General features: G+C 74.6%; 19 protein-coding genes and 1 riboswitch. Of the genes, 9 read left to right on the plus strand and 10 right to left on the minus strand.

The features are described 5' to 3' along the window. Window positions 1–2 precede the first annotated feature (2 nt). From ACFUK0_RS09945 to ACFUK0_RS09955, 3 genes are all read right to left on the minus strand, one after another. Window positions 3–1,061: a prenyltransferase gene (locus ACFUK0_RS09945; protein WP_380248083.1), complete on the minus strand. Its 1,059-nt coding sequence runs from the start codon at window positions 1,059–1,061 to the stop codon at window positions 3–5. After that, a complete protein-coding gene (locus ACFUK0_RS09950; protein ID WP_380248084.1) occupies window positions 1,058–1,792 on the minus strand; it encodes a class I SAM-dependent methyltransferase in 735 nt (244 codons plus the stop codon). Before ACFUK0_RS09950 ends, ACFUK0_RS09945 begins: the two co-directional genes overlap by 4 nt. 64 nt (window positions 1,793–1,856) lie before the next feature. Next, window positions 1,857–3,164 carry a glycosyltransferase family 4 protein gene (locus tag ACFUK0_RS09955; RefSeq protein ID WP_380248086.1) on the minus strand — a complete coding sequence of 436 codons (1,308 nt, stop codon included), beginning with the start codon at window positions 3,162–3,164 and terminating at the stop codon, window positions 1,857–1,859. A 234-nt stretch (window positions 3,165–3,398) separates the two neighbouring features. Here ACFUK0_RS09955 and ACFUK0_RS09960 point away from each other — a divergent pair, with 234 nt between their 5' ends. The 7 genes from ACFUK0_RS09960 (at window position 3,399) to ACFUK0_RS09990 (ending at window position 10,157) form a co-directional block, all read left to right on the plus strand. Continuing rightward, window positions 3,399–4,022, plus strand: a complete 624-nt coding sequence (locus tag ACFUK0_RS09960) for a TetR family transcriptional regulator (protein WP_380248088.1) — start codon at window positions 3,399–3,401, stop codon at window positions 4,020–4,022. A gap of 148 nt (window positions 4,023–4,170) precedes the next feature. After that, window positions 4,171–4,244: riboswitch (cobalamin riboswitch) on the plus strand. A gap of 109 nt (window positions 4,245–4,353) precedes the next feature. Further along, window positions 4,354–5,637: a hypothetical protein gene (locus ACFUK0_RS09965; RefSeq protein WP_380248090.1), complete on the plus strand. Its 1,284-nt coding sequence runs from the start codon at window positions 4,354–4,356 to the stop codon at window positions 5,635–5,637. Then, on the plus strand, window positions 5,634–6,305 hold the full coding sequence (locus ACFUK0_RS09970; protein ID WP_380248092.1) for an SCO2322 family protein: 672 nt from the start codon (window positions 5,634–5,636) through the stop codon (window positions 6,303–6,305). Before ACFUK0_RS09965 ends, ACFUK0_RS09970 begins: the two co-directional genes overlap by 4 nt. A gap of 31 nt (window positions 6,306–6,336) precedes the next feature. Further along, entirely contained in the window at window positions 6,337–7,440 is a 1,104-nt protein-coding gene (locus ACFUK0_RS09975; RefSeq protein ID WP_380248094.1) for an energy-coupling factor transporter transmembrane component T, read from the plus strand. Then, on the plus strand, window positions 7,437–9,056 hold the full coding sequence (locus ACFUK0_RS09980; protein ID WP_380248096.1) for an ABC transporter ATP-binding protein: 1,620 nt from the start codon (window positions 7,437–7,439) through the stop codon (window positions 9,054–9,056). The genes ACFUK0_RS09975 and ACFUK0_RS09980 overlap by 4 nt, the downstream gene beginning before the upstream one ends. After that, window positions 9,053–9,919 (plus strand): ECF transporter S component, encoded by an 867-nt coding sequence (locus ACFUK0_RS09985; RefSeq protein ID WP_380248098.1) that lies wholly within the window; start codon window positions 9,053–9,055, stop codon window positions 9,917–9,919. Before ACFUK0_RS09980 ends, ACFUK0_RS09985 begins: the two co-directional genes overlap by 4 nt. A 37-nt stretch (window positions 9,920–9,956) precedes the next feature. Continuing rightward, entirely contained in the window at window positions 9,957–10,157 is a 201-nt protein-coding gene (locus tag ACFUK0_RS09990) for a hypothetical protein (RefSeq protein WP_380248100.1), read from the plus strand. Window positions 10,158–10,194: 37 nt separating this feature from the next. Here ACFUK0_RS09990 and ACFUK0_RS09995 read toward each other — a convergent pair whose 3' ends face one another. Next, window positions 10,195–10,527, minus strand: a complete 333-nt coding sequence (locus ACFUK0_RS09995; RefSeq protein ID WP_380248102.1) for an antibiotic biosynthesis monooxygenase family protein — start codon at window positions 10,525–10,527, stop codon at window positions 10,195–10,197. A 110-nt stretch (window positions 10,528–10,637) separates the two neighbouring features. Beyond that, on the minus strand, window positions 10,638–12,725 hold the full coding sequence (locus ACFUK0_RS10000) for a DHA2 family efflux MFS transporter permease subunit (RefSeq protein ID WP_380248104.1): 2,088 nt from the start codon (window positions 12,723–12,725) through the stop codon (window positions 10,638–10,640). 289 nt (window positions 12,726–13,014) lie between these two features. Here ACFUK0_RS10000 and ACFUK0_RS10005 point away from each other — a divergent pair, with 289 nt between their 5' ends. Further along, window positions 13,015–14,100: a peptidoglycan-binding protein gene (locus tag ACFUK0_RS10005; protein WP_380248106.1), complete on the plus strand. Its 1,086-nt coding sequence runs from the start codon at window positions 13,015–13,017 to the stop codon at window positions 14,098–14,100. Window positions 14,101–14,119: 19 nt separating this feature from the next. Here the strand turns inward: ACFUK0_RS10005 and ACFUK0_RS10010 are convergent, their stop codons facing one another. From ACFUK0_RS10010 to ACFUK0_RS10025, 4 genes are all read right to left on the minus strand, one after another. Beyond that, window positions 14,120–14,704: a TMEM165/GDT1 family protein gene (locus tag ACFUK0_RS10010; protein WP_380248108.1), complete on the minus strand. Its 585-nt coding sequence runs from the start codon at window positions 14,702–14,704 to the stop codon at window positions 14,120–14,122. 206 nt (window positions 14,705–14,910) lie between these two features. Continuing rightward, window positions 14,911–15,627 (minus strand): ABC transporter permease, encoded by a 717-nt coding sequence (locus ACFUK0_RS10015; protein WP_380248190.1) that lies wholly within the window; start codon window positions 15,625–15,627, stop codon window positions 14,911–14,913. A 65-nt stretch (window positions 15,628–15,692) separates the two neighbouring features. Next, on the minus strand, window positions 15,693–17,339 hold the full coding sequence (locus tag ACFUK0_RS10020; protein WP_380248110.1) for a dolichyl-phosphate-mannose--protein mannosyltransferase: 1,647 nt from the start codon (window positions 17,337–17,339) through the stop codon (window positions 15,693–15,695). A 166-nt stretch (window positions 17,340–17,505) separates the two neighbouring features. Continuing rightward, window positions 17,506–18,828, minus strand: coding sequence for an MFS transporter (locus ACFUK0_RS10025; protein ID WP_380248112.1), 1,323 nt, complete (start codon window positions 18,826–18,828; stop codon window positions 17,506–17,508). 123 nt (window positions 18,829–18,951) lie between these two features. On the opposite strand from ACFUK0_RS10025, the gene ACFUK0_RS10030 reads away from it, so the two are divergent. Then, entirely contained in the window at window positions 18,952–19,512 is a 561-nt protein-coding gene (locus ACFUK0_RS10030; RefSeq protein WP_380248114.1) for a MarR family winged helix-turn-helix transcriptional regulator, read from the plus strand. 91 nt (window positions 19,513–19,603) lie between these two features. Here ACFUK0_RS10030 and ACFUK0_RS10035 read toward each other — a convergent pair whose 3' ends face one another. Beyond that, window positions 19,604–20,830 carry a hypothetical protein gene (locus ACFUK0_RS10035; protein WP_380248116.1) on the minus strand — a complete coding sequence of 409 codons (1,227 nt, stop codon included), beginning with the start codon at window positions 20,828–20,830 and terminating at the stop codon, window positions 19,604–19,606. Between the last annotated feature and the right edge of the window lie 36 nt (window positions 20,831–20,866).

Genomic DNA, 20,866 nt, shown 5'->3' on the forward strand with positions numbered 1-20,866 from the left:
GCTCAGCAGCAGTCCTGCACCAGCAGGCCGGCCGGCAGGTCCTCGCCGCCGAAGACCGCGACGGTGGCCGGGTCGCCGCCGAGCGCGGCCACCGCGAGCAGCAGGGCGCCGGCCGTCCAGGTGGTGCGCTCCTCCGGCCAGACGGCGTCGTCCTCGAAGACGTAGCCCGTCCAGTACGAGCCGTCGGTGTGCCGCAGCCGCTGGATCCAGCGCAGGATCTCCACCGCGCGGTCGGACTCCCCCACCGCCCAGAGGGCGAGAGCGAGTTCGGCGCTCTCCCCGCCGGTGACCCAGGGCCGGTCGCTGACGCAGCGCACGCCGAGGCCGGGGACGACGAAGCGCGCCCAGTCCCGTTCGATCCGCTCCAGGGCGGCCGGGCCGCGCAGTGCGGTGCCGAGCACGGGGTAGTACCAGTCCATCGAGAAGCGGCCCTTGTCGAGGAACCGCTCCGGATGGCGGGCCACTGCGTGCCCCAGCCGGCCGGCGGCCAGCTCCCAGTCGGGCTGCGGCTCCTCCAGGTAGTCGGCGACGGCCAGGCCGCAGCGCAGCGCGTGCAGGATGCTGGAGGAGCCGGTGAGCAGCGCCTCGTCGGGCGCGGTGCCGTCCGCGTCGAGCCGCCAGGCGATCGGCCCGCCGGGCAGCCGCAGGCCGACGGTGAAGTCGAGGGCGCGCCTGACGGTGGGCCAGATCCAGTCCAGGAAGGCGTCGTCGCCGGTGCTGAGGTGGTGGTGCCAGACGCCGACCGCGATGTACGCGCAGAAGTTGGTCTCCTTCGACGCGTCGGTCACCTCGCCGTCGGTGTAGGCGGCGTACCAGGAGCCGTCGGGGTTCTGGTGGGCGGCGAGCCAGCGGTAGGCGGCCTCGGCGGCGGCGTGCTCGCCGGCCGTGTCGAGGGCCATCGCGGCCTCGGTGTGGTCCCACGGGTCGAGGTGGTGGCCGGTGAACCAGGCGATGGCGCCGTCCGGCCGCTGCTCGGCGAGGATGCTGCGGACGGTCGCGGCGGCCTGCTCGGCGTCCAGCACCCCGTCGAGCAGCAGCGCCTCGGGGACGGCGGCGCTCACGCGCCGGCCAGCCGGGGCTTGGAGGCGTACGCGACGAAGCTCTTGCCGATCACCGGGTTGAGCGCCTTCTCGGCGGCCTTGGTGAGGGTGCTGATCACCGGGGTGCCGACGATGTCCCAGACCAGCAGCTGGTGGTAGGCCTTCACCGGCAGGGCCTTGTCGTTGCCGACGCCGACCGCGCACTTGATCCACCAGTACGGCGAGTGCAGCGCGTGCGCGTGGTGGGTGCCGTACGGGGTGAGGCCGGCGTCCGTCAGCTTCTCCAGCAGCTCGTCGCCGCGGTAGATCCGGATGTGGCCGCCCTCGTTGGCGTGGTACTCGTCGGAGAGCGCCCAGCAGATCTTCTCCGGCAGCCAGCGGGGCACGGTGACGGCGAGCAGCCCGCCGGGCTTGAGCACCCGGAACATCTCGTTCAGCACGCCCTTGTCGTCCGGGATGTGCTCCATCACCTCGGAGATGATGATCTTGTCGAAGGACTCGTCCTCGAACGGCAGGGCCAGTGCGTTGCCCTCCATCGCCACCGCGGAGGCGCCGGCCGGGGCCTCGCCCGCCTCGGCCATCGCCGCGAACCACTTCCGGACCTCGGCGATCTCGTCGGCGTTCTGGTCGAGGGCGACCACGTCGGCGCCGCGCCGGTAGCACTCGAACGCGTGCCGCCCCCCGCCGCAGCCCAGGTCGAGCACCCGGTCGCCGGGGGCGAGCGGGAAGCGAGAGAAATCGACGGTCAGCACTGCGGGGCTCCCATTCCTTGGTACCAAACCTTCTTGACGCTACGTCATGCGGGGCGTGCGGCGGTCAGGCGACGTAGCGCCAGCCCGCGCCGGAGCGCGCCCGCTGCCCGGCTCCGGTGGCGACCGCCGCCCGGTAGCGCTCGACGGTCAGCTCGGCCGCCCGCTCCCAGGTGAACCGGGCCAGCACCCGCTCCCGCCCGGCCGCGCCGAGCGCCGCCCGCAGCGCCGGGTCGTCCAGCAGCCGGCCGAGCGCCGTGGCCAGTGCGCCCGCGTCGCCCGGCGGCACGGCCAGGCAGCTCTCGCCGTCCGGCCCGGCCACCTCGGGGATCGCCCCGCCGGTGGTGGCGACCAGCGGCGTGCCGGTGGCCATCGCCTCGGCGGCCGGCAGCGAGAAGCCCTCGTACAGCGACGGCACGCAGGCGACCTCGGCGGAGCGGTAGAGGTCGACCAGCTCCTGGTCGGTGAGCCCGCTGCGGAACTCGATGTGCGCCTCCAGGCCGAAGCGCCGGACCGCCTCCGCGACCGGGCCGTCGGTGCGCTGCCTGCAGACCACCACCAGGTGCGCCTCGCGCTCGGTGCGGACCTTGGCCAGCGCCTCCACCAGGTACACCAACCCCTTCAGCGGGACGTCGGCGCTGGAGGTCGTCACGATCCGGCCGGGTACCTGCGCGATGTCCGGCGAGGGCGACCAGAGCCGGGTGTCGGCGCCGATCGGCACCACCGAGACGGCGTCCGGGGCGGCGCCCAGGTGCTGGGCGATCTCGGCCTTCGAGCTGCCGGACACGGTGATGATGTGCTCCAGGCGGGCGGCGACCCGGCGCTGCATCCGGGTGAAGGCGTACCAGCGGCGCAGCGAGAGCCGGCGCAACCGGGTGGGGGCCGCGTCGAGCTCCAACTGCCGGTCCACCGTGATCGGGTGATGGATGGTGGTGACCAGCGGGAAGCCGTGCCGGGCCAGGCCGAGCAGGCCGTAGCCGAGTGTCTGGTTGTCGTGCACGACGTCGTAGCGGCCCTTGTGCCGGGCCAGGTACTGCCGGGCGCGCAGCGAGAAGGTCAGCGGCTCGGGGAAGCCGCCGGTGCGCATCCCGGCGACCTCCAGTACGTCGACCGGGCCGCGGTACTCGGCGAGGGCGGGGGTGCGGAACGGGTCGTCGGCGCGGTAGAGGTCCAGGCTGGGCAGTTCCACCAGCCGTACCGAGCCGGGGCCGGCGACCTCGTCCAGGACGGGGAAGGGCTGCGAGCCGATCACGTCGACGTGGTGGCCGAGCCGCGCCAGCTCCCGGGACAGGTGCCGGACGTACACGCCCTGGCCTCCGCAGAACGGATCGCCTCGGTAGGACAGCAGAGCAATCCGCAGCGGCTGCGCGGTCATCCTCGGCCCCTTATCTCTGCTGTTCGGGTCTGATCCCCGCCCGGGCCCGGAACGGCCACGGCGCTAAAGTAGATCAGGTTTCACTGTGGTGCGGGATCGTCATTGCGTAGGTGAACAATGAGAGACCTCGAAGATACCGGCCCGTAGCTTGTGCTTCAGAGCCAGGGCTGGTGATTCACGCCACGCCGCGACCCATCCTGCGACCCGCCGTGACCTCGCGCCCTGGGGGCCCCTTTGCCGACCACCCCGACCGCCCCGACCAGCCCGGCCGCGGCGCAGCCCACCGGCGTCCCGCTGACCCCGCGCCAGGCCGAGCGCCGGCTGCGGATCCTGCGCACCGCCACCTCGCTGGCCGGCCGCGGCGGGTACGAGGCGGTGCAGATGCGCGAGGTGGCGGACGGCGCCCAGGTCGCGCTCGGCACGCTGTACCGCTACTTCCCGTCCAAGGTGCACCTGCTGGTCGCGGTGATGCAGGAGCAGCTCCAGCAGCTGCTCGACCAGGTCCGCCGGTACCCGCCGGCCGGCGATGACCCGGCGCTGCGGGTCGCCGAGACCCTCACCCGGGCCTTCCACGCGCTGCAGCGCGATCCGCTGCTGGCCGAGGCGATGGTCCGGGCGCTGTCCTTCGCCGACCGCTCGGTCAGCGCCGAGGTCGACCGGGTGGCCGCCCTCACCGCACAGATCATCCTGGACGCGATCGGCCAGGCCGGGCCACCCAGCGAGCAGCAGCGTGCCGCCGTCCGGGTGATCGAGCACACCTGGCACTCCGCACTGGTCTCCTGGCTCTCGGGCCGCGCGTCGATCGCCGAGGTCCGGGCCGACCTGCACACCGCCGCCCGGCTGCTCGCCCTCCCCTGAACCCGGCGGCCGGGGGTGCTGATACCGGTTCTAGTTCTCGTCCCGGCGGCCGGCGGGTGCGACCCACCCCACACCGCGCCCGGGGCACGGCGGCGGGGCGGGCGGCTAGAGTCGTCGGGCACCACAACTGCATCCGCCTCTCTTCCGGGGAAAGCCGGTGCGACACCGGCGCTGACCCCGCAACCGTGAGCCCGCGCGCCCAGGCGCCGGGCGAGCCGGACCGCCCGGGAAGGGGCGAGCGGCCATGCCGGGCGTCCGCCCGGCACCGTCGAGGTCTACGGACGGCCCGTCACCGGGCCAACCACCGCTCACCGAAAGGCACCCTCCCGCCATGCTGACCGCCGCCCGCCTGGGCGCAGCCACGCTCTCCGCCGTACTGCTGGCCGGCGCCGCCGCCGCACCGGCCCTCGCCGACAGCCCCGCTCCGACCGCCCCCGCCGCCCCGGCCGGGCTGTACGGCGCGGGCGATCCGACGTACGACGGCGTGTGGCGCCAGTCGCTGGCGCTGACCGCGCTTGCGGGTGCCAAGGTCGTCCCGGCCGACTCCGCCGTCGGCTGGCTGACCGGCCAGCAGTGCGCGGACGGCGGCTGGATGTCCTACAACCCCGACAGCGCCGCCGCGTGCGACGCGAAGACCGAGGACAGCAACGCCACCGCCGCCGCCGTGCAGGCCCTGGTGACGCTCGGCGGCCACCAGGACGCGGTCGACAAGGGCGTCCAGTGGTTGAAGGCCAACCAGAACGCGGACGGCACCTGGGCCTACAACCCCGGCAACCCGGGGGACGCGAACTCCACCGGCCTCGCCGTCAGCGCGCTGTTCGCGGCCAAGGCGGACCCGGCCGGCGTCGCCAAGGCCGGAAAGAGCGGCTTCGACGGGCTCGCGCTGTTCCAGCTCGGCTGCGCCGCCCCCGCCGAGCAGCGCGGTGCCTTCGCCTACCAGCCCGCGCCCGAGGGCACGCTCAAGGCCAACGACCTGGCCAGCTCGCAGGCCACGCTGGCTGCCGCCGGGGGCCGGCTGCCGGTCACCAACACCAACCAGGTGGAGGCCGCGCCCAAGGCGCTGACCTGCACCGACACCTCGGCGCAGCCGATGGCGCGCACCGACTCCGCCGAGGCGGCCGCCGCGTACCTGACCGGGCAGCTCGGCGCCAACGGGCAGCACCTGATGCTGACCATGCCGGGCGCGGCCGCCACCCCCGACTTCACCGCGACCTCCTGGGCGGCGCTCAGCCTGATCCAGGCGGGCCACCCGAAGCAGGCGGCCGGCGCCGTCGACTGGCTCGCCGCCCAGGGCGGGAGCTGGACGAAGGACGGCACGGACGCGTCCGCCACCGCCACGCTGCTGCTGGTCGCGCAGGCCGCCCAGCGCAACCCGGCCGACTTCGGCGGCGCCGACCTCGTCAAGCAGCTCACCGCCGCCGGGCCCGCGCCCAAGACGGTGGCCGCGACCCCCACGGCCGCCGCGACCGCCGAGAAGAAGAAGGACGGCGGCAGCGGCATCTCGACCCTGTGGGTGGTCGGCGTCGGCCTGCTGATCGGCATCGGCGGCGGCCTGCTGCTCAGCCTGCAGCGCAGGCGCGGCAGCGGGCAGCAGGCCGGGAAGCCCGGCAAGTGATCCGCCCGGCACCCCTGCGGACGGCGGTGGCCGCACTGGCCGCCGCCGTCCTGCTGGGCCTCCTGGCCCTCCTCACGGCCGCCCCCGCGCACGCCACCGGCTACCGCTACTGGTCGTTCTGGAAGTGGTCGGCCGGCGCCTGGACGTACCAGCAGCAGGGCCCCGCCCTGTACGTCCCGCAGGACGGCGCCGTGGACGGCTGGCGCTTCGCGGTGAGCCCGGACGGCGGGCAGGACGCCGCCCGGCCCGGCGCGCCCGGAGACTTCGACGCGGCCTGCGCCGCCGTGCCCGCCGAGGCCGGCCGCAAGCGGGTCGCCGTGGTGCTCGACTTCGGCACCGCCGCCGACGCCCCGCCCGGCGCCCTCCCGGCCGGCGGCTCCCCGCCCGCGCCGCGCACCGCCTGCGCCGCCGTACCCACCGGCGCCACCTCGGCCGAGGTGCTGGCGGCCGTCGCCCCGCCGCTGCGCTACGACACGGCGGGCATCCTGTGCGCCATCGCCGGCTACCCGAAGGCCGGGTGCGGCGAGGCCCTGGCCGGCTCCGGCTCCTCCGACTCCCCCGGCTCTCCCGGCGGCGACAGCGGCCCGGACCTCGGCCTGGTCGCGGGCGGCGCCGTCGTGGCGGTGCTGGCCGCCGGCGCCGTGTGGCAGGCCCGCCGCCGCCGCTGACCGCCCCCGCCCCCTCACCTGGACCTCTCCCGTGACCCCACCGCGCACCACCCGCCCGGCCTCCGGCCCGCGCCACCTGCACCCGGGGGCGTGGTGGCTGTGGGCGCTCGGGCTGGGCGCGGCCGCCACCCGCACCACCGATCCGCTGCTGCTCCTGCTCGTCGTCGCGGTCGCCGGGTACGTGGTCGCGGCCCGGCGCAGCGACGCGCCGTGGTCGCGCTCGTACGGGGCGTTCCTCAAACTGGGGCTGCTGGTGCTGGGGATCCGGCTGGTCTTCGCGGTGCTGCTGGGCTCCCCCATCCCCGGTTCGCACGTGCTGTTCACGCTGCCCGAGGTGCCGCTGCCGGTCTGGGCGCAGGGGGTGCGGATCGGCGGCCGGGTGACGGTGGAGGGCCTGCTGTTCGCCCTGTACGACGGGCTGCGGCTGGCCGCGCTGCTGATCTGCGTGGGCGCGGCGAACGCGCTGGCGAGCCCGGCCCGGCTGCTGCGGGCGCTGCCCGGAGCGCTGTACGAGGCGGGCGTGGCCGTGGTGGTGGCGATGACCTTCGCGCCGAACCTGCTCGCGGACGTCCAGCGGCTGCGGGCCGCCCGCCGGCTGCGCGGGCGCTCCGACCGCGGGCTGAAGGCCCTGCTGAGCGTCGGCATCCCCGTTCTGGAGGGCGCGTTGGAGCGGTCCGTCGCGCTGGCCGCCGCGATGGACACCCGGGGCTTCGGCCGCACCGCCGACGTACCGCCGAGGGTGGCCAGGACCACCGCCGCCCTCACCCTGGCCGGGCTGCTCGGGGTCTGCGTCTCCGCGTACGGGCTGCTCGGCGCGGGCGCGACCGCCTGGGCGCTGCCCGTCCTCGCACTGGGGCTGGCCGCCGCAGCCGGCGGACTGCTGCTCGGGAGCCGACGGGCCGTCAGGACTCGCTACCGGCCCGACCCGTGGGCCTGGCGGGAGTGGGCGGTGGCCGGCTCGGGCATCACGGTGGCGGTGCTGGTGACCTGGCTGTCGAGCCGTGATCCGGGCGCCTTCACGCCCTCCGTCGTCCCGCTGACCGCGCCCACCCTGCCGTTGTCCGCCGCCCTGGCCGTCCTGGTCGGCCTGGTGCCGGCGGTGGCCGCCCCGATCCCGCCCCGGAGTGTCTCGTGATCACCTTCGAGCAGGTCTCGGTCAGCTACCCCGACGCCGGGGCGCCCGCGCTGAGCGGGCTCGACCTGACCGTCCCCGAGGGCGAACTCTGCCTGCTGGTCGGCCCGTCCGGCTCCGGCAAGTCCACGCTGCTGGGCACCGTCAGCGGCCTCGTCCCGCACTTCACCGGCGGTGTCCTGCACGGCCGGGTGACCGTCGACGGCCGCGACACCAGGACCCACCGCCCGCGTGAACTCGCCGACCTGGTCGGCACCGTGGGGCAGGACCCGCTCGCGCATTTCGTCACCGACACCGTCGAGGACGAACTCGCCTACGGCATGGAGTCGTTGGGGCTCTCCCCCGAGGTGATGCGGCGCCGCGTCGAGGAGACCCTGGACCTGCTGGGCCTCGCCGACCTGCGCGGACGCGCCCTCGTCTCGCTCTCCGGCGGCCAGCAGCAGCGGGTCGCGATCGGCTCGGTGCTGACCGTCCACCCCAAGGTCCTCGTCCTGGACGAGCCCACCTCCGCGCTCGACCCCGGCGCCGCCGAGGAGGTGCTCGCCGTGCTGCAGCGCCTGGTGCACGACCTGGGCACCACCGTTCTGCTGGCCGAACACCGGCTGGAGCGGGTCGTCCAGTACGCCGACCAGGTGCTGCTGCTCCCCGGTGGCGGCCGGCCGCCGGTGCTCGGCGATCCCGCCGAGGTGATGGCGCACTCCCCCGTCCACCCGCCCGTCGTCGCCCTCGGCCGCCTGGGCGGGTGGTCACCGCTGCCGCTCACCGTCCGGGACGCCCGGCGCCGGGCCGGCCCGCTGCGCACCCGCCTGGACGGCCTGCGGCCGGCCGCCGCCGACGCCCCGCACGGCGAGCCGGTCGCCGTGGTGGAGCGCCTCGCCGTCACCCGCGGCCCCGTCCGGGCGCTGCGCGGCGTCGGTCTCACCGTCCGCCCCGGCGAGATCACCGCCCTGATGGGACGCAACGGCGCCGGCAAGTCCACCCTGCTCGGCAGCCTGGCCGGCCTGCACGCCCCCACCTCCGGCACCGTCCGGGCCGGCGGCCTCACCCCGCACCGGGCGCGGCCCAGGGATCTCGTCCGGCAGGTCGGCCTCGTCCCGCAGGATCCGCGCGACCTGCTCTACAGCGAGAGCGTGGCCGCCGAGTGCGCGGCCGCCGACCGGGACGCGGACGCCGCCCCCGGCACCTGCCGCGCCCTGGTGGAGCGGCTGCTGCCCGGCATCGCCGGCACCGCCCACCCCCGCGACCTCTCCGAGGGCCAGCGGCTCACCCTCGCGCTCGCCGTCGTCCTGACCTCCCGGCCGCCCCTGCTGCTGCTCGACGAGCCCACCCGCGGGCTCGACTACGCCGCCAAGGGCCGGCTGGTGGAGATCCTGCGCGACCTCGCCGCCGACTCGCACGCCGTCCTGCTGGCCACCCACGACGTCGAGCTCGCCGCCGAACTCGCGCACCGGACGGTCATCCTGGCCGAGGGCGAGATCGTGGCGGACGGCCCGACCCCCGAGATCGTGGTCTCCTCCCCCGCCTTCGCCCCGCAGGTCGCCAAGATCCTCGCCCCGTCCCCGTGGCTCACCACCGCGCAGGTCGCCCGCGCCCTCGCCACCGTGGAGGGCCCCGCATGACCGCGCCCGCACCCGACCGGGACCGGCTGGCCCGGCCCGTTCCGCTCGGCCGGCGCTCCGTCGCGACCCTGCTGCTGATCTCCGCGATCGGCGTGGTCGCCTTCGGCTGGCCGCTGCTCGCCTCGGCCAAGTCCGCCCTGGTCGGCCACTCCACCGACGCCCCCTGGCTGTTCGCCCTGCTGCTGCCGCTGCTGCTCGCCGTGGTGGTCGCGCAGATCTCCGAGGGCCGATCGGCCGGCGACGGCGAACCCGGCCTGGACGCCAAGGCGGTCGCGCTGCTCGGCGTGCTGGCGGCGGCGGGCGCCGCGCTGCGGCCGCTCGGCGCGGGCACGGCCGGCCTGGAGCCGATGTTCTTCCTGATGGTGCTGTCCGGACGGGTGCTCGGCCCGGGCTTCGGGTTCGTCCTCGGCTCGGTCTCGATGTTCGCCTCCGCGCTGCTCACCGGCGGCGTCGGCCCGTGGCTGCCGTTCCAGATGCTGGCCATGGGCTGGGTCTGCCTCGGCGCGGGCCTGCTCCCCGGCCGCGCCGGCCTGCGCGGGCGCCGTGAACTCGCCCTGCTGGCCGGCTACGGCGCCGCCGCCTCGCTCGCCTACGGGACGATCATGAACCTGCAGGGCTGGCCCTACATCGGCGGCCTCTCCAGCTCCATCGCCTTCCACCCCGGCGACCCGCTCAGCGCCAACCTGCCCCGCTTCGCGGCCTACTGCCTGACCACCTCGCTCGGCTGGGACCTCCCCCGGGCCGCGCTCACCGTCGTCCTCTGCCTCACCCTCGGCACGCCACTCCTGCGCGCCCTGCGCCGCGCCACCCGCCGCGCCGCCTTCGGCGCCCCGGTCGCCTTCGGCCCGCCGCCCGGCCCCTGACCTGCGCCGACGGGCCCCGGAGCACTACCCTGGTGGCATGGGCAGCCCCATGGAGTTCCTGCCGACCGCGGACGACGAGCGGATCATCGCGTCCGTCATGCACGACGGCGAACAACCCGCCGACGTCATCCGCCGGGCCCTGCGCCTGCTGGAACGCGAGGCCCGGCTCGACCACGTCCGCCGGGAGAGCGAACGGCTGGCCGCCGACACCCCCTCGCAGGAGACCGGCCGCTGGTGACCGGTGCGGCGCACCCCACCGGCCACCACGCCGGACGTCAGGCCTTCGGCCCCGCCGACTGCACGACCTCGAACGACCACAGCGTCGACCCCGAGGCGGCCGGACGCTGCGGCGCCGCACCCTCGGCGGCGGGCGGCCCCTGGCGGTGGGCGGCCTGCATCGGGCCCGCCATCCAGGCCTCGAACGAGGCCTCGTCCGCCCAGCGGGTGTAGACCAGGTACTGGTCCGTCCCCTCCACCGGGCGCAGCAGCTCGAACCACTCGAAGCCGTCCGAGTTCTCCACCGACCCGGCCCGCGAGGCGAACCGCTTCTCCAGCACCTCGCGCTGCTCGGCCGGCACGGTCAGTACATTGATCTTCACGACAGCCACAGGAGCGCCTCTCATCACGCCGGGCCCCACCTGCGGGGCCCGGTCCCGACCTTCTCCGAGCAGTCTCCTACACCTGCCGTACGGGGAGGATCAGCCCCGCGAACTCCTCGTCAGGCCGGGTGCCCGCCACCGTGCGGGGTGTGCTCGGCGGGCTCGGTGCGGTCGGGGCGGTCGCGGGTGTCGGCGCAGAGGCCGGAGCTGAGGCGGGTGAGGAGTTCGGCGAGGTCGGCGTACTGCTTCTCGTCCCAGTCGCCGAGGAGTTCGGCGAGCTGGGTGCGGCGGGCCTCGACCAGGCGGACGGCGGTGGCCTCGCCGGATTCGGTGAGGCGCAGCGGGAGGCCGTGGCCCCGGGCGGCCAGGCCGCGGCTCTCCACCTCGGCGGCGGCCTCCTCGATGACCTCGATGGGGACGATCCGGCGTTCCGCCAGTTCGGCGGGCTCGGCGGAGCCCTGGCGGTACATCTGCAGGATCAGCCAGCTGGAGGCCGGTCTGAGGTCGAGTCCGGCGGCGGCGGTGATCCGGCGGAACAGGTCGCGGCGGGCCTCGCGGGTGCTGAGCGCGGACAGGGCGCGGGCGATCTCGTCGATGGAGGAGCGCTCCACCGGGTTGAGGCCGATCGACTCGCTCAGGTCCGGGGCGGTGACGGTGGTGCGGAGCTTCTGTTCGCGCAGGAAGAGCGAGAGCACGAAGGCGACCAGGACGACCGGCACCGCGAACAGGAAGACCCGGGTGATCGACTCGGCGTACGCGTGGTGCACGCCGGCCTGGACGGCGGGCGGCAGCACCGCGATGGTGTGCGGGTCGGAGCTGATCACCCCGGGGTCGAAGCCGGGCGGGAGCGGCACGCCGGCCAGGGCGTCCGCGAGCCGGCGGTTGAGGCCGCTCGCGAAGACGGTGCCGAAGATGGAGACGCCGAAGGAGGCGCCGATGGAGCGGAAGAAGGTGGCTCCGGCGGTGGCGACGCCCAGGTCGGCGTAGCCGACGGAGTTCTGGACGGCGAGCACCAGCACCTGCATGACGAGGCCGAGGCCCAGGCCGAAGACCAGGAAGTAGAGGCTCATCTCGGTGGTGGAGCTGTTCTCGGTCAGGCGGGAGAGCAGCAGCAGGCCGACGGCGGTGAGCGCGGTGCCGACGATCGGGAAGATCCGGTAGTGCCCGGTGCGTGCGACGATCTGGCCGGAGCCGATCGAGGTGAACAGCATCCCGAGGACCATCGGCAGCATGTGGATGCCGGACATCGTGGGCGACACGCCCTGGACGACCTGGAGGAAGGTCGGCAGGTAGGTGAGCGCGCCGAACATCGCGAAGCCGACCACGAAGGAGATGACGGCGACCAGGCTGAAGGTGCGCGAGCGGAACAGCCGCAGCGGCAGGACGGGCTCCTGGGCACGCCGTTCGACGGCGATGAAGACGCCGAGCAGCACCACGCCGAGGACGGCCAGGCCGACGATCTGCCAGGAACCCCACGACCAGGTGGTGCCGCCGAGGGAGGTGACCAGGACCAGGCAGGTGGCGACCGAGGCGATCAGGACGGTGCCGGGGTAGTCGATCCGGTGCTTGCGCTTCACCTCGGTGCCGTGCAGGACGGCGCCGATCACGATCAGCGCGACGATGCCGATCGGCACGTTGATGTAGAAGACCCAGCGCCAGCTGAGGTTGTCGACGAAGACGCCGCCGAGCAGCGGGCCGAGCACGCTGGTGACCCCGAAGACGGCGCCGAACAGGCCCTGGTACTTGCCGCGGTCCCGGGGCGGCACGAGGTCGCCGACGATGGCCTGGCTGAGCACGATGAGGCCGCCGCCGCCCAGGCCCTGGAGGGCGCGGAAGCCGATCAGCTGGCCCATGTTCTGCGCGATGCCGCACAGCACGGAGCCGATCAGGAAGATGACGATGGAGGCCTGGAAGAAGCGCTTCCGGCCGTACATGTCGCCGAGCTTGCCCCAGAGCGGGGTCGCGGCGGTGGAGGCGAGCAGGTAGGCGGTGACGACCCAGGAGAGGTGTTCGAGGCCACCGAGGTCGCTGACGATGGTCGGCAGCGCGGTGGAGACGATGGTCTGGTCGAGGGCGGCGATCAGCAGGGCCAGCAGCAGCGCGCCGATCGGCACCCAGAGGTTCGCCACCGTGCTCTCCGGCGGCGTCGGCCCACCGGCAGGGTCCTGCGCCGGAGCCCGGCCGGGCTCGGAAACCGGGTCCGCCATGGCGCTTCTCCTCGGGGTGGGGGCCCGGCCGGCCGGGGCCCGCGCGGGTCGTCGTTCCCGCCGACAATTGCCCATATTGTCAGAATTGCCCGTATGTACGACATCTGACTGCGCCATCCGGACATCCGGCGGGCACGGCACCGCCATGCCGTCCGAACAGATTGTTCATCGGAGCCAACCGGTACGAACCGTCACAACTGCCCCGATGACGGACGATCAGCCCTGTCCCCCTCCCGGGACGTCATGCATAATCGGGCGGGTTCGACCCCAATCCGAGGAGGACCCGGCCGTGCCGGACCAGCACTGCCCCGTGTGCGGCACCGTACGGACGGCCGGCGGTTGCGGGTGCTCCCCGGATCTCACGGACACCACGGTGCTCCCGCACATCGAGGGCCCGCCACTGGTCCGCCCGTACGTCCCGCAGGCGGTGGGCCGGCCGGGGCAGCAGGCGCAGGCGGCCCCGCCGCCGCCCGACTACGACGCGTTCCCGCCCGCGGTGTACGCCACGGCGCTGATGCCGCCCGTCCCGCCGGCCGCGCCGCATCCGGTCGCACCGCACCAGGCGGCGCCGCACCAGGCCGCACCGCACCAGGCGGCGCCGGTCCAGTCCGCGCCGGACGAGCTGGGCCTGTTCGCGTTCGACAACTCCCCCGACCCGGATCCGGCGCACACCGTCGGCCCCGGTCGGGGCCGGGCGGCCCGCCGGGCCGAGCAGCGCGGACCGCTGACCCGGCGACGCGGCGCGATGCTGGCGGCGGGTGCCGGGGTGGTGCTGCTCGGGGTCGGCGCCGCCCTTCTGACGGCGCCCTCGGACGGGGGCGAGAAGACGGCGCTGCCCGTCCCGTCCCTCACCAGCACCCCCACCGTGAACGCCCCGACGGATCCGCCCAGCAGCGCCGAGCCGAGCCCGGACGCGGAGGCCACCGCCGCCTCGGCGAGCCCCTCGCCCGCGCGGACCAGCAGGGCCCCGGCGAGCAGGCCCCCCACCGCGGCGGCGCCCGCCCCGGTGACCGCGGCGCCGGCGCCCGCCGTTCCGGCGGCTCCGACGACGACCCAGGCCGCACCCCCGGCCCCGCCGTCCGCACCGGCGGCCACGAGCGCCCCCGCCACACCCTCCCCCGGCCCGTCGGCCACGCCCGCGACGCTCCGGCGGGACGCCGTCAACGACCCCGCCGAGGTCAAGGCGATGCAGGTCAAGCTCGTCGCGGTGAGCTGCGGGACGGTCGACAAGTCGATCGAGTCCGGCACCTTCGACTGGTGGACCCAGTGGGTGCTGTCGAACTACCAGAAGCAGCACAAGATCACGAAGAGCGAGGACGGGATCTACGGGCCGGCCACCCGGGCGGTCCTGGAGGCCGACAAGCCCGCCTGCTGACCGCCCGGCCCGGCCGGGGTCAGCCGGTCACGGCCTGGAACAGGCTGAACCCGGCCATCAGCAGCATCGCGCAGGCCGCCACCCGGACGACGACCTTCATCGGCACGTGCTTCAGCAGCTTCTGCCCGCCCACGATGGCGAGCCCCGCGACGGCGCACAGCGCCAGCCAGGCACCCAGGCCGACGGCGAGCGGGTCGGCGTACTTGGCGGCCAGGTTGGCGGTCATGATCTGGGTGAGGTCGCCGAACTCGGCCACCGCGACGACCACGAAGCTGGCCCCCGCGACCTTCCAGAAGTTGTTGGCGGACGGCTCCTTGGCGGCGTGGCCGTCCTCGTCCCCGCCGTGGTGGAAGAGCAGCATCGCGGCGCCGGCCAGGAAGAGCAGGCCGCTGACGCCCTCGACCCAGCGCTGCGGGAGCAGGGAGAGCAGTTGGCCGGCCACCAGCGCCAGGCCGACCTGCACGGCCATCGCGGCGGCCACGCCCGCGAAGACGTAGCTCGCCCGGTAGCGGGTGCCGAGCACCAGGCTGGCCAGGGCGGTCTTGTCCGGCAGTTCGGCCAGGAAGACGATGCCGAAGGTGATGGCGAGGACGGTCAGACTCATCGGGGTTCGGGTTTCCCTCGGTCGGGCTGCCCGGCCGTGAGTCCTGAAGGGGACGCCTCGGCCCGACAGCACTGGTTGGAAAGCACAGCACTGCGGCCGAAGGTCTCGCCGACACCCGGAGGAACAGGGTGTCCCGGGCGCCGGGCCCCGAGGGGCCAGTATGTCGACGGTCCGGTGGAGGGCTACTCCCCTTCAACACCTGAAGTCTACCCGATGCCGCCCGGGCCCGGGCGGGCCACCAGGCCCCGGCCGACCAGCTCCAGCACCACGACGATCGCGACGGACTCGACCAGCAGCAGCGCGACCAGGACGAACAGCTGCACCGCACCCGCCTGCACCGGCGACGCCCCGCCGAGGAGCATGCCGACGAACGCCCCGGGCAGGGTCACCAGCCCGACGGTGCGGGTCTGGTCGAGCGCCGGGACGAGGGAGGTCGCGGCGGCGGCGCGGCAGATCTCCAGCCGGGCGTCGCGGTCCTCCAGGCCGAGCGCGAGGGCCGCCTCGACCTCGCCGTGGCGCTGGCGCAGCTCGTCCAGGGCGCGGCGGCCGGCCAGGGAGGTGGCGGTCAGCGCGCCGCCGATCAGGATCCCGGCCACCGGGATGACCGTCAGGCCCTGGCGCGGCAGCAGCCCGCCGGCCAGCAGCAGCGCCAGGACGGGCAGGACGGCGGTGCCGATCGGCGCGGCGGCCCAGACCCACGCGGGCCCGTCCGTCATCCGCCGCCCGGCCGTCCGCACGGCCACGGCGAACATCAGCAGCACGAACAGCGCCGAGGTCCACAGCGAACCGACCACCCAGGCGATGACCAGCGCGACGACGCCGAGCTGGAGCGCCGCCCGCAGCCCGGCCCGCAGCACCGCGTGCCCGTACCCGAGCAGGCCCCGCCCGGCGACCGCGACGGCGGCGCCGAGCAGCAGGGCCATCGCCGCCCAGAGCGCGGGGGTGACCGGGAGCAGCTGGCTGCCGGAGGCGAGGCGCGGCACCGCGGTCAGACCCAGCTGACGAACCACATCCGGTCCTGCCAGTCCGTCATCGGGAACACCTCCGCCGTGTACAGCGGGAGGAAGTACGCGAAGCAGACCACGACGGCCAGCACGATCACACCGGCGCCGGCCGCGCCGAGCCGGCGGCGGTCGGGCGAGCTGCCGGCCGGGCCGAGCATGGCGCCGAGCATCTGGGCCACGGCCAGGCACAGGAAGGGGACGAGGACGACCATGTAGAAGGAGAAGACCGTCCGCTCCTGGTACTGGAACCACGGCAGGTAGATCCCGGCGACGGCGCAGAGCACCGCGCCCGAGCGCCAGTCCCGGCGGAAGGCCCAGCGCCACAGCAGGTAGACCAGCGCGACGCAGGCGGCCCACCACAGCAGGGGGGTGCCGAGCCCGAGGATCTGGCTGGCGCAGCCGCCGGGGGCCGTGCAGCCCTTCTGGCCCTGCGGCAGCTGCTCCCAGTACATCGAGACCGGGCGGCCCTGGACGAGCCAGCTCCACGGGTTGGACTGGTAGGTGTGCGGGGTGCTCAGGCCGGTGTTGAAGTCCCACATCTGCGAGTGGTAGTGCCAGAGGCTGCGCAGGGCGGCCGGCACCCAGGTCAGGTCGACCTGCGGCAGCGGGATGCCGAACAGCTTGTCCGGGGAGAGGCCGGACCGGCCGTCCGCCCAGTGCCGGTTGTAGCCGCCGTCGGTGAGGAACCAGCCGCCCCAGGACCCGAGGTACACCACGGCGGCGGAGCCGACGGTGGCGAGCAGGGCCGGGCCGGCGTCGCGGCGCAGCATCGAGCGGTACGGGTGGCGGGCGCCGGCCCAGCGGCGGCGCGAGGCGTCCCACAGGACGGTCAGCAGGCCGAAGGCCGCCAGGATCGTCAGGCCGTTCCACTTGGTGGCGCAGGCCGCGCCGAGCAGGACGCCGGCGGCGATCCGCCAGGGGCGCCACCCGAGGCCGGTGCGGTCGCCGTCCGGGTGCTTGCCGTCCGGCCCGGGGGCGAGCCGTTCGCGGGTGCGGTCGCGGTCGACGAGCAGCGCGCCGAAGGCGCCGAGGACGTAGAACATCTGGACGCCGTCCAGCAGGCTGACCCGGCTCATCACGAACTGGAGGCCGTCGACGGACATCAGCAGCGCGGCCGTGCAGCCGATCAGCGTGGAGGCGAACAGGCGGCGGCCGATCCGGGCCAGCATCAGCACCGTGACGGTGCCGAGCAGGGCCGTCATGAACCGCCAGCCGAACGGGTTCAGGCCGAAGAGCTGCTCGCCGACGGCGATCGTCCACTTGCCGAGCGGCGGGTGGGCGATGAACTCCGGGTTCGGGGTCAGCGGGACGGTCTGCGGGGTGCCGAGGATGTCGGCGTTCGCGCTGTCCGGCCAGGAGCCCTCGTAGCCCAGCTTGAGCAGCGACCAGGCGTCCTTCGGGTAGTACGTCTCGTCGAAGACGAAGGCGTGCGGGTAGCCGAGGTTCCAGAACCGCAGCACCCCGGCGAACAGCGCGACCGCGAGCGGCCCCAGCCACCCGGAGTGGGTGACCGCCCAGGACACCGGACCCCAGGACGCCGGGCCCCAGGACGCCGGCCCCCGGCGGGCCGGTTCGGGCGCTGCGGGGGCCGGCGGTGCTGCCGGGGTTTGCGTGACTACCGCTTGTGTCATTGCCTCGCCGATTCGCTCACTCGCCTGCTCGGCCCGGGGCTCTCCCCGCCCAGTGCCAACAGCGACTGACACTATGTGGCTCCCGGCGTGAAACCAAGCGTGTCGGACGATCACGCCGCGATCGCCCGGCCGGCCGCCCGACCGGCCGGTGGCCGGGCCGGCGGGATCAGGCGGCGGTCTGCAGCGCCCGGACGGGGACGGCCTCGGAGGCGGTGTGCAGCGGCGCGGGCCGGGCGTTGTCCTGGGCGGGCGTCAGGTGCGGGCGCAGCCGCAGAGCGGTGAGCACGATCAGCAGGGTGCAGCCCGCCATCGCCGCCAGGTACAGCGGCCAGGTGCCGGAGCCGACCAGCAGCACGCCGACGGCCGGGCCGACCGCGACGGAGATCTGCTTCACCATGGCGTAGCCGGCGTTGTAGGTGCCGAGCAGCCGGGCGGGGGCCAGATCGGCGACGATCGGGCCGAGCGTCGGCGCGAGCAGCGACTCGCCGACGCCGAACAGCGCGTACACGGAGACGATCGCGACGGTGGCGGCCATCGCCTCCGCCTTCACCAGGCCGGCGACCAGGGCGGCCGTCCAGGCGACCAGCCAGACCAGGCCCGCGGCGGCCATCGCGGTGGTGCGGCGGCGGCGCGCGGTGATCCGCACGACGAACATCTGCAGCACGACGATGGTCAGCGCGTTGGCGCCGATGGCGAGGCCGAGGGTGGACGGCGCGACGCCGACGGTGTCGGTGGCGAAGGCTGCGACGCCGGACTCGAACTGGCCGTAGCAGGTGAAGAAGATCAGCGCGGCGAGCACGCAGAGCCGCAGCATGGCCTTGTCGGCGACCAGCGCGCGCAGGCCGCTCGGCCCGGCCTTCTGCTCGGCCGGCGCGGCCTCGGCGGCCGGGATCCGGGCACTGCCGGCGACCACGCCGAGCGCCAGCAGGGCGGCTGCCTCGATGCTGAACAGCAGGGTCAGGCTGCCCGGCTCGGCGACGTCGACGATCTGGCCGCCGATCAGCGCGCCGATGCCCATGCCCAGGTTGACCAGGGTGAACTGGAGGGCGAAGGCGTGCGCCCGGGTGGCCCGGGTGGAGCAGCGGACGATCATCGTGGCCAGCGCGGGCTGGCAGGTGGTGAAGCCGGCCCCGAAGAGGAAGGAGAAGAGCAGCAGCGCGGGTGTGCCGGATGCGTGCCCGAAGGCGAACGCGCCGACGGCCGCCACGACCGACCCGGCCACCAGGACCGGGCGGGGCCCGTACCGGTCGATGCTGCGGCCGGTGAACGGCAGCACGACCAGTGCCGCCAGCGCGAAGACGGTGAACACCATCCCGGCGGCGAGCGAACCGAGGCCTCGCACCTGGTCCACGTAGACGAACATGTACGGCATCGTGAATCCGCTGCCGAACGCGCTGAGCGCGTTGCCGATCTGGACGCGGCGCAGCGGGCCGCCCGCCCCGTGCCGTCGTTGCTCCTGCCGCCCCTGCTGCTTCACCGTGCCGGTCACCGTGCACACCCTTTCTCTGGATACTCTTAAGTCCGCAAGATTTCAGACCTAAAATCTACGATCCGGAAGTATCAGGTGTCAAAGCCTTAAGCGGTGCAGTCGTCGCGTGCGACACTTGGGCCCATGAGTTCACCCAAGCCCGAGCCGCCCGCCACCGGCGAGCTGGGGATCTCCGAGCAGGTGGCCGTCTACCAGCGGGAGTTCCCCCTGGTGGACCCCCAGGTCGAGACGATCGTCCAGACCCTCTCCCGGGTCACCCGGCGGATGAACGTGTCCTACACCCGGCAGCTGAATGTGCTCGGAATCACCTCCGCCGACTGGGAGGTGCTCAAGGCCCTGGTGATCGCCGGCAGCCCGTACCGGCTCGGCCCCGGTGACCTGGCCAAGCGGCTCGGCCTGACCCCGGCCGCGATGACCCACCGGATCGACCGGATGGTCGCCGAGAACCTCGTCACCCGGGACCGCGACGAGGCCAACCGGGTCCGCGTGATCATCGAGCTGACCGAGAACGGCCGCGACAAGTGGCTGGAGTCGATGCGGATGGCCGCCGTCTTCGAGGAGGACCTCCTCCAGGACGTCGTGGGCGAGGAGCGCGCCGTACTGGCGGGCATGCTCACCCGGATGCTGCGCCGGATCGAGGAGACCCAGCCCGACGCCCTGGGCCGCACCGACGACCTGGACTGACCTCGGACGGCACCCCCGGACAGCTAACGGCCCGCCGGGGTGCACCCCGGCGGGCCGTTCGCTGTCTGCGGGAAGTACCCGGAGGCCCGGGTCAGGAGCGCCAGGACCGGCCGGCCGCGATCGCCGTCAGCTGCTCGACCGTCAGCGCCGGGGTCCCCGGATTGAACTCGTACCCGGTCAGGCCGTTCCACTCGCTCACCTGGATGCGCCGCCCGTCCGGGTGGAAGGCCTCGACGGACCACTGGGTCTGCGAACCGCCGCCGCCCCTCGTCGCGCTGCTGTCCCGGACGGAGACGCCGCTGCCGTCCGGCAGCCTGGTCAGGTCCGGCTCCGCGCCCTGTTCGAGCAGCTCCTTGGCCCTGCGGTTCTCCTCCGAGGCCGGCTGGACGCTGACCAGCAGCATGCTGGTCCGGCCCTCGAAGGTCACCTGGAGGTGCGCGCGGCCGGCGCTCTCCTGCGTCTGCGGCGGGCCGGCCACGGCCCCCGGCGGCAGCAGCGGAGTGGCGGTGGCCAGGATCTCGGCCGGGTCCGGGAGCGGCGCGACGGTCGGGGTCGCTCCCGGCGACGGCACCGGCGACACGTCGGAGGCGGAGGCCGCGGGAAGCGCCGCGAACACCGCGTCCCAGCTCGGGCTGGTCACCACGGCGGTCAACTGCTCGGCCGACAGCGGCGGGTCCGGGCGGGTCAGTGGCGGGCCGCCGGTCACCGCGTTGTACGAGCTCAGCAGTACCTGCTTACCGCCGGGCGTCGCGTAGACGGCCCGCCACTCCTTGGGCCGGCCGGCGGTGCGCGCGTTCATCCTGTCGATCACGACCGCCGAACCGTCCGGCAGCCACGTCCGCTCGCAGGACTCGGTCGGGGTGTCGAACGAGTCCATGCACTGTGCCGCGTCCGGGCCTGCGACGCGCTGGATGATCAGGCTGATCATCGCCGCGCCCCGGCCGTCGTCGAAGGTCAGATGGGCCCCCGGCCGGGCTCCGGGGCCGCCGGCATCCGAGGTGCCGGTGCCCCCCGCGTCGCTGATCCCGCCGGGCGGCAGCAGGGCCGTCAGCAGGGCGACCATCTCCGGGCCGGACACTCCCCCGGCGGTGGCCCGCCCGCCGGACGGGCCGAGGGCGCGGCCGGAGCCGGAACCGGGGAGCAGCAGGGCGCCCGCCGTCGCGACCGCGAGCACCGCGGCCACCCCGGCGAGCACGCCGCGGGTGCGCCGGCGCCGGGCCCGCCGCACGGCGCCGGCCGCGAGCACGACGGTGGCCGGGTCCGGAGCCAGCTCCGCGGCGTTCCGCAGTGCCAGGGGGAATTCGTCTTCGAAGGGCATGGCAGTGCACCGCTTCCTCGGTCGGTCGTCCGGTTC

This window comes from Kitasatospora sp. NPDC057223 (assembly GCF_042669755.1).
GTDB lineage: Bacteria > Actinomycetota > Actinomycetes > Streptomycetales > Streptomycetaceae > Kitasatospora.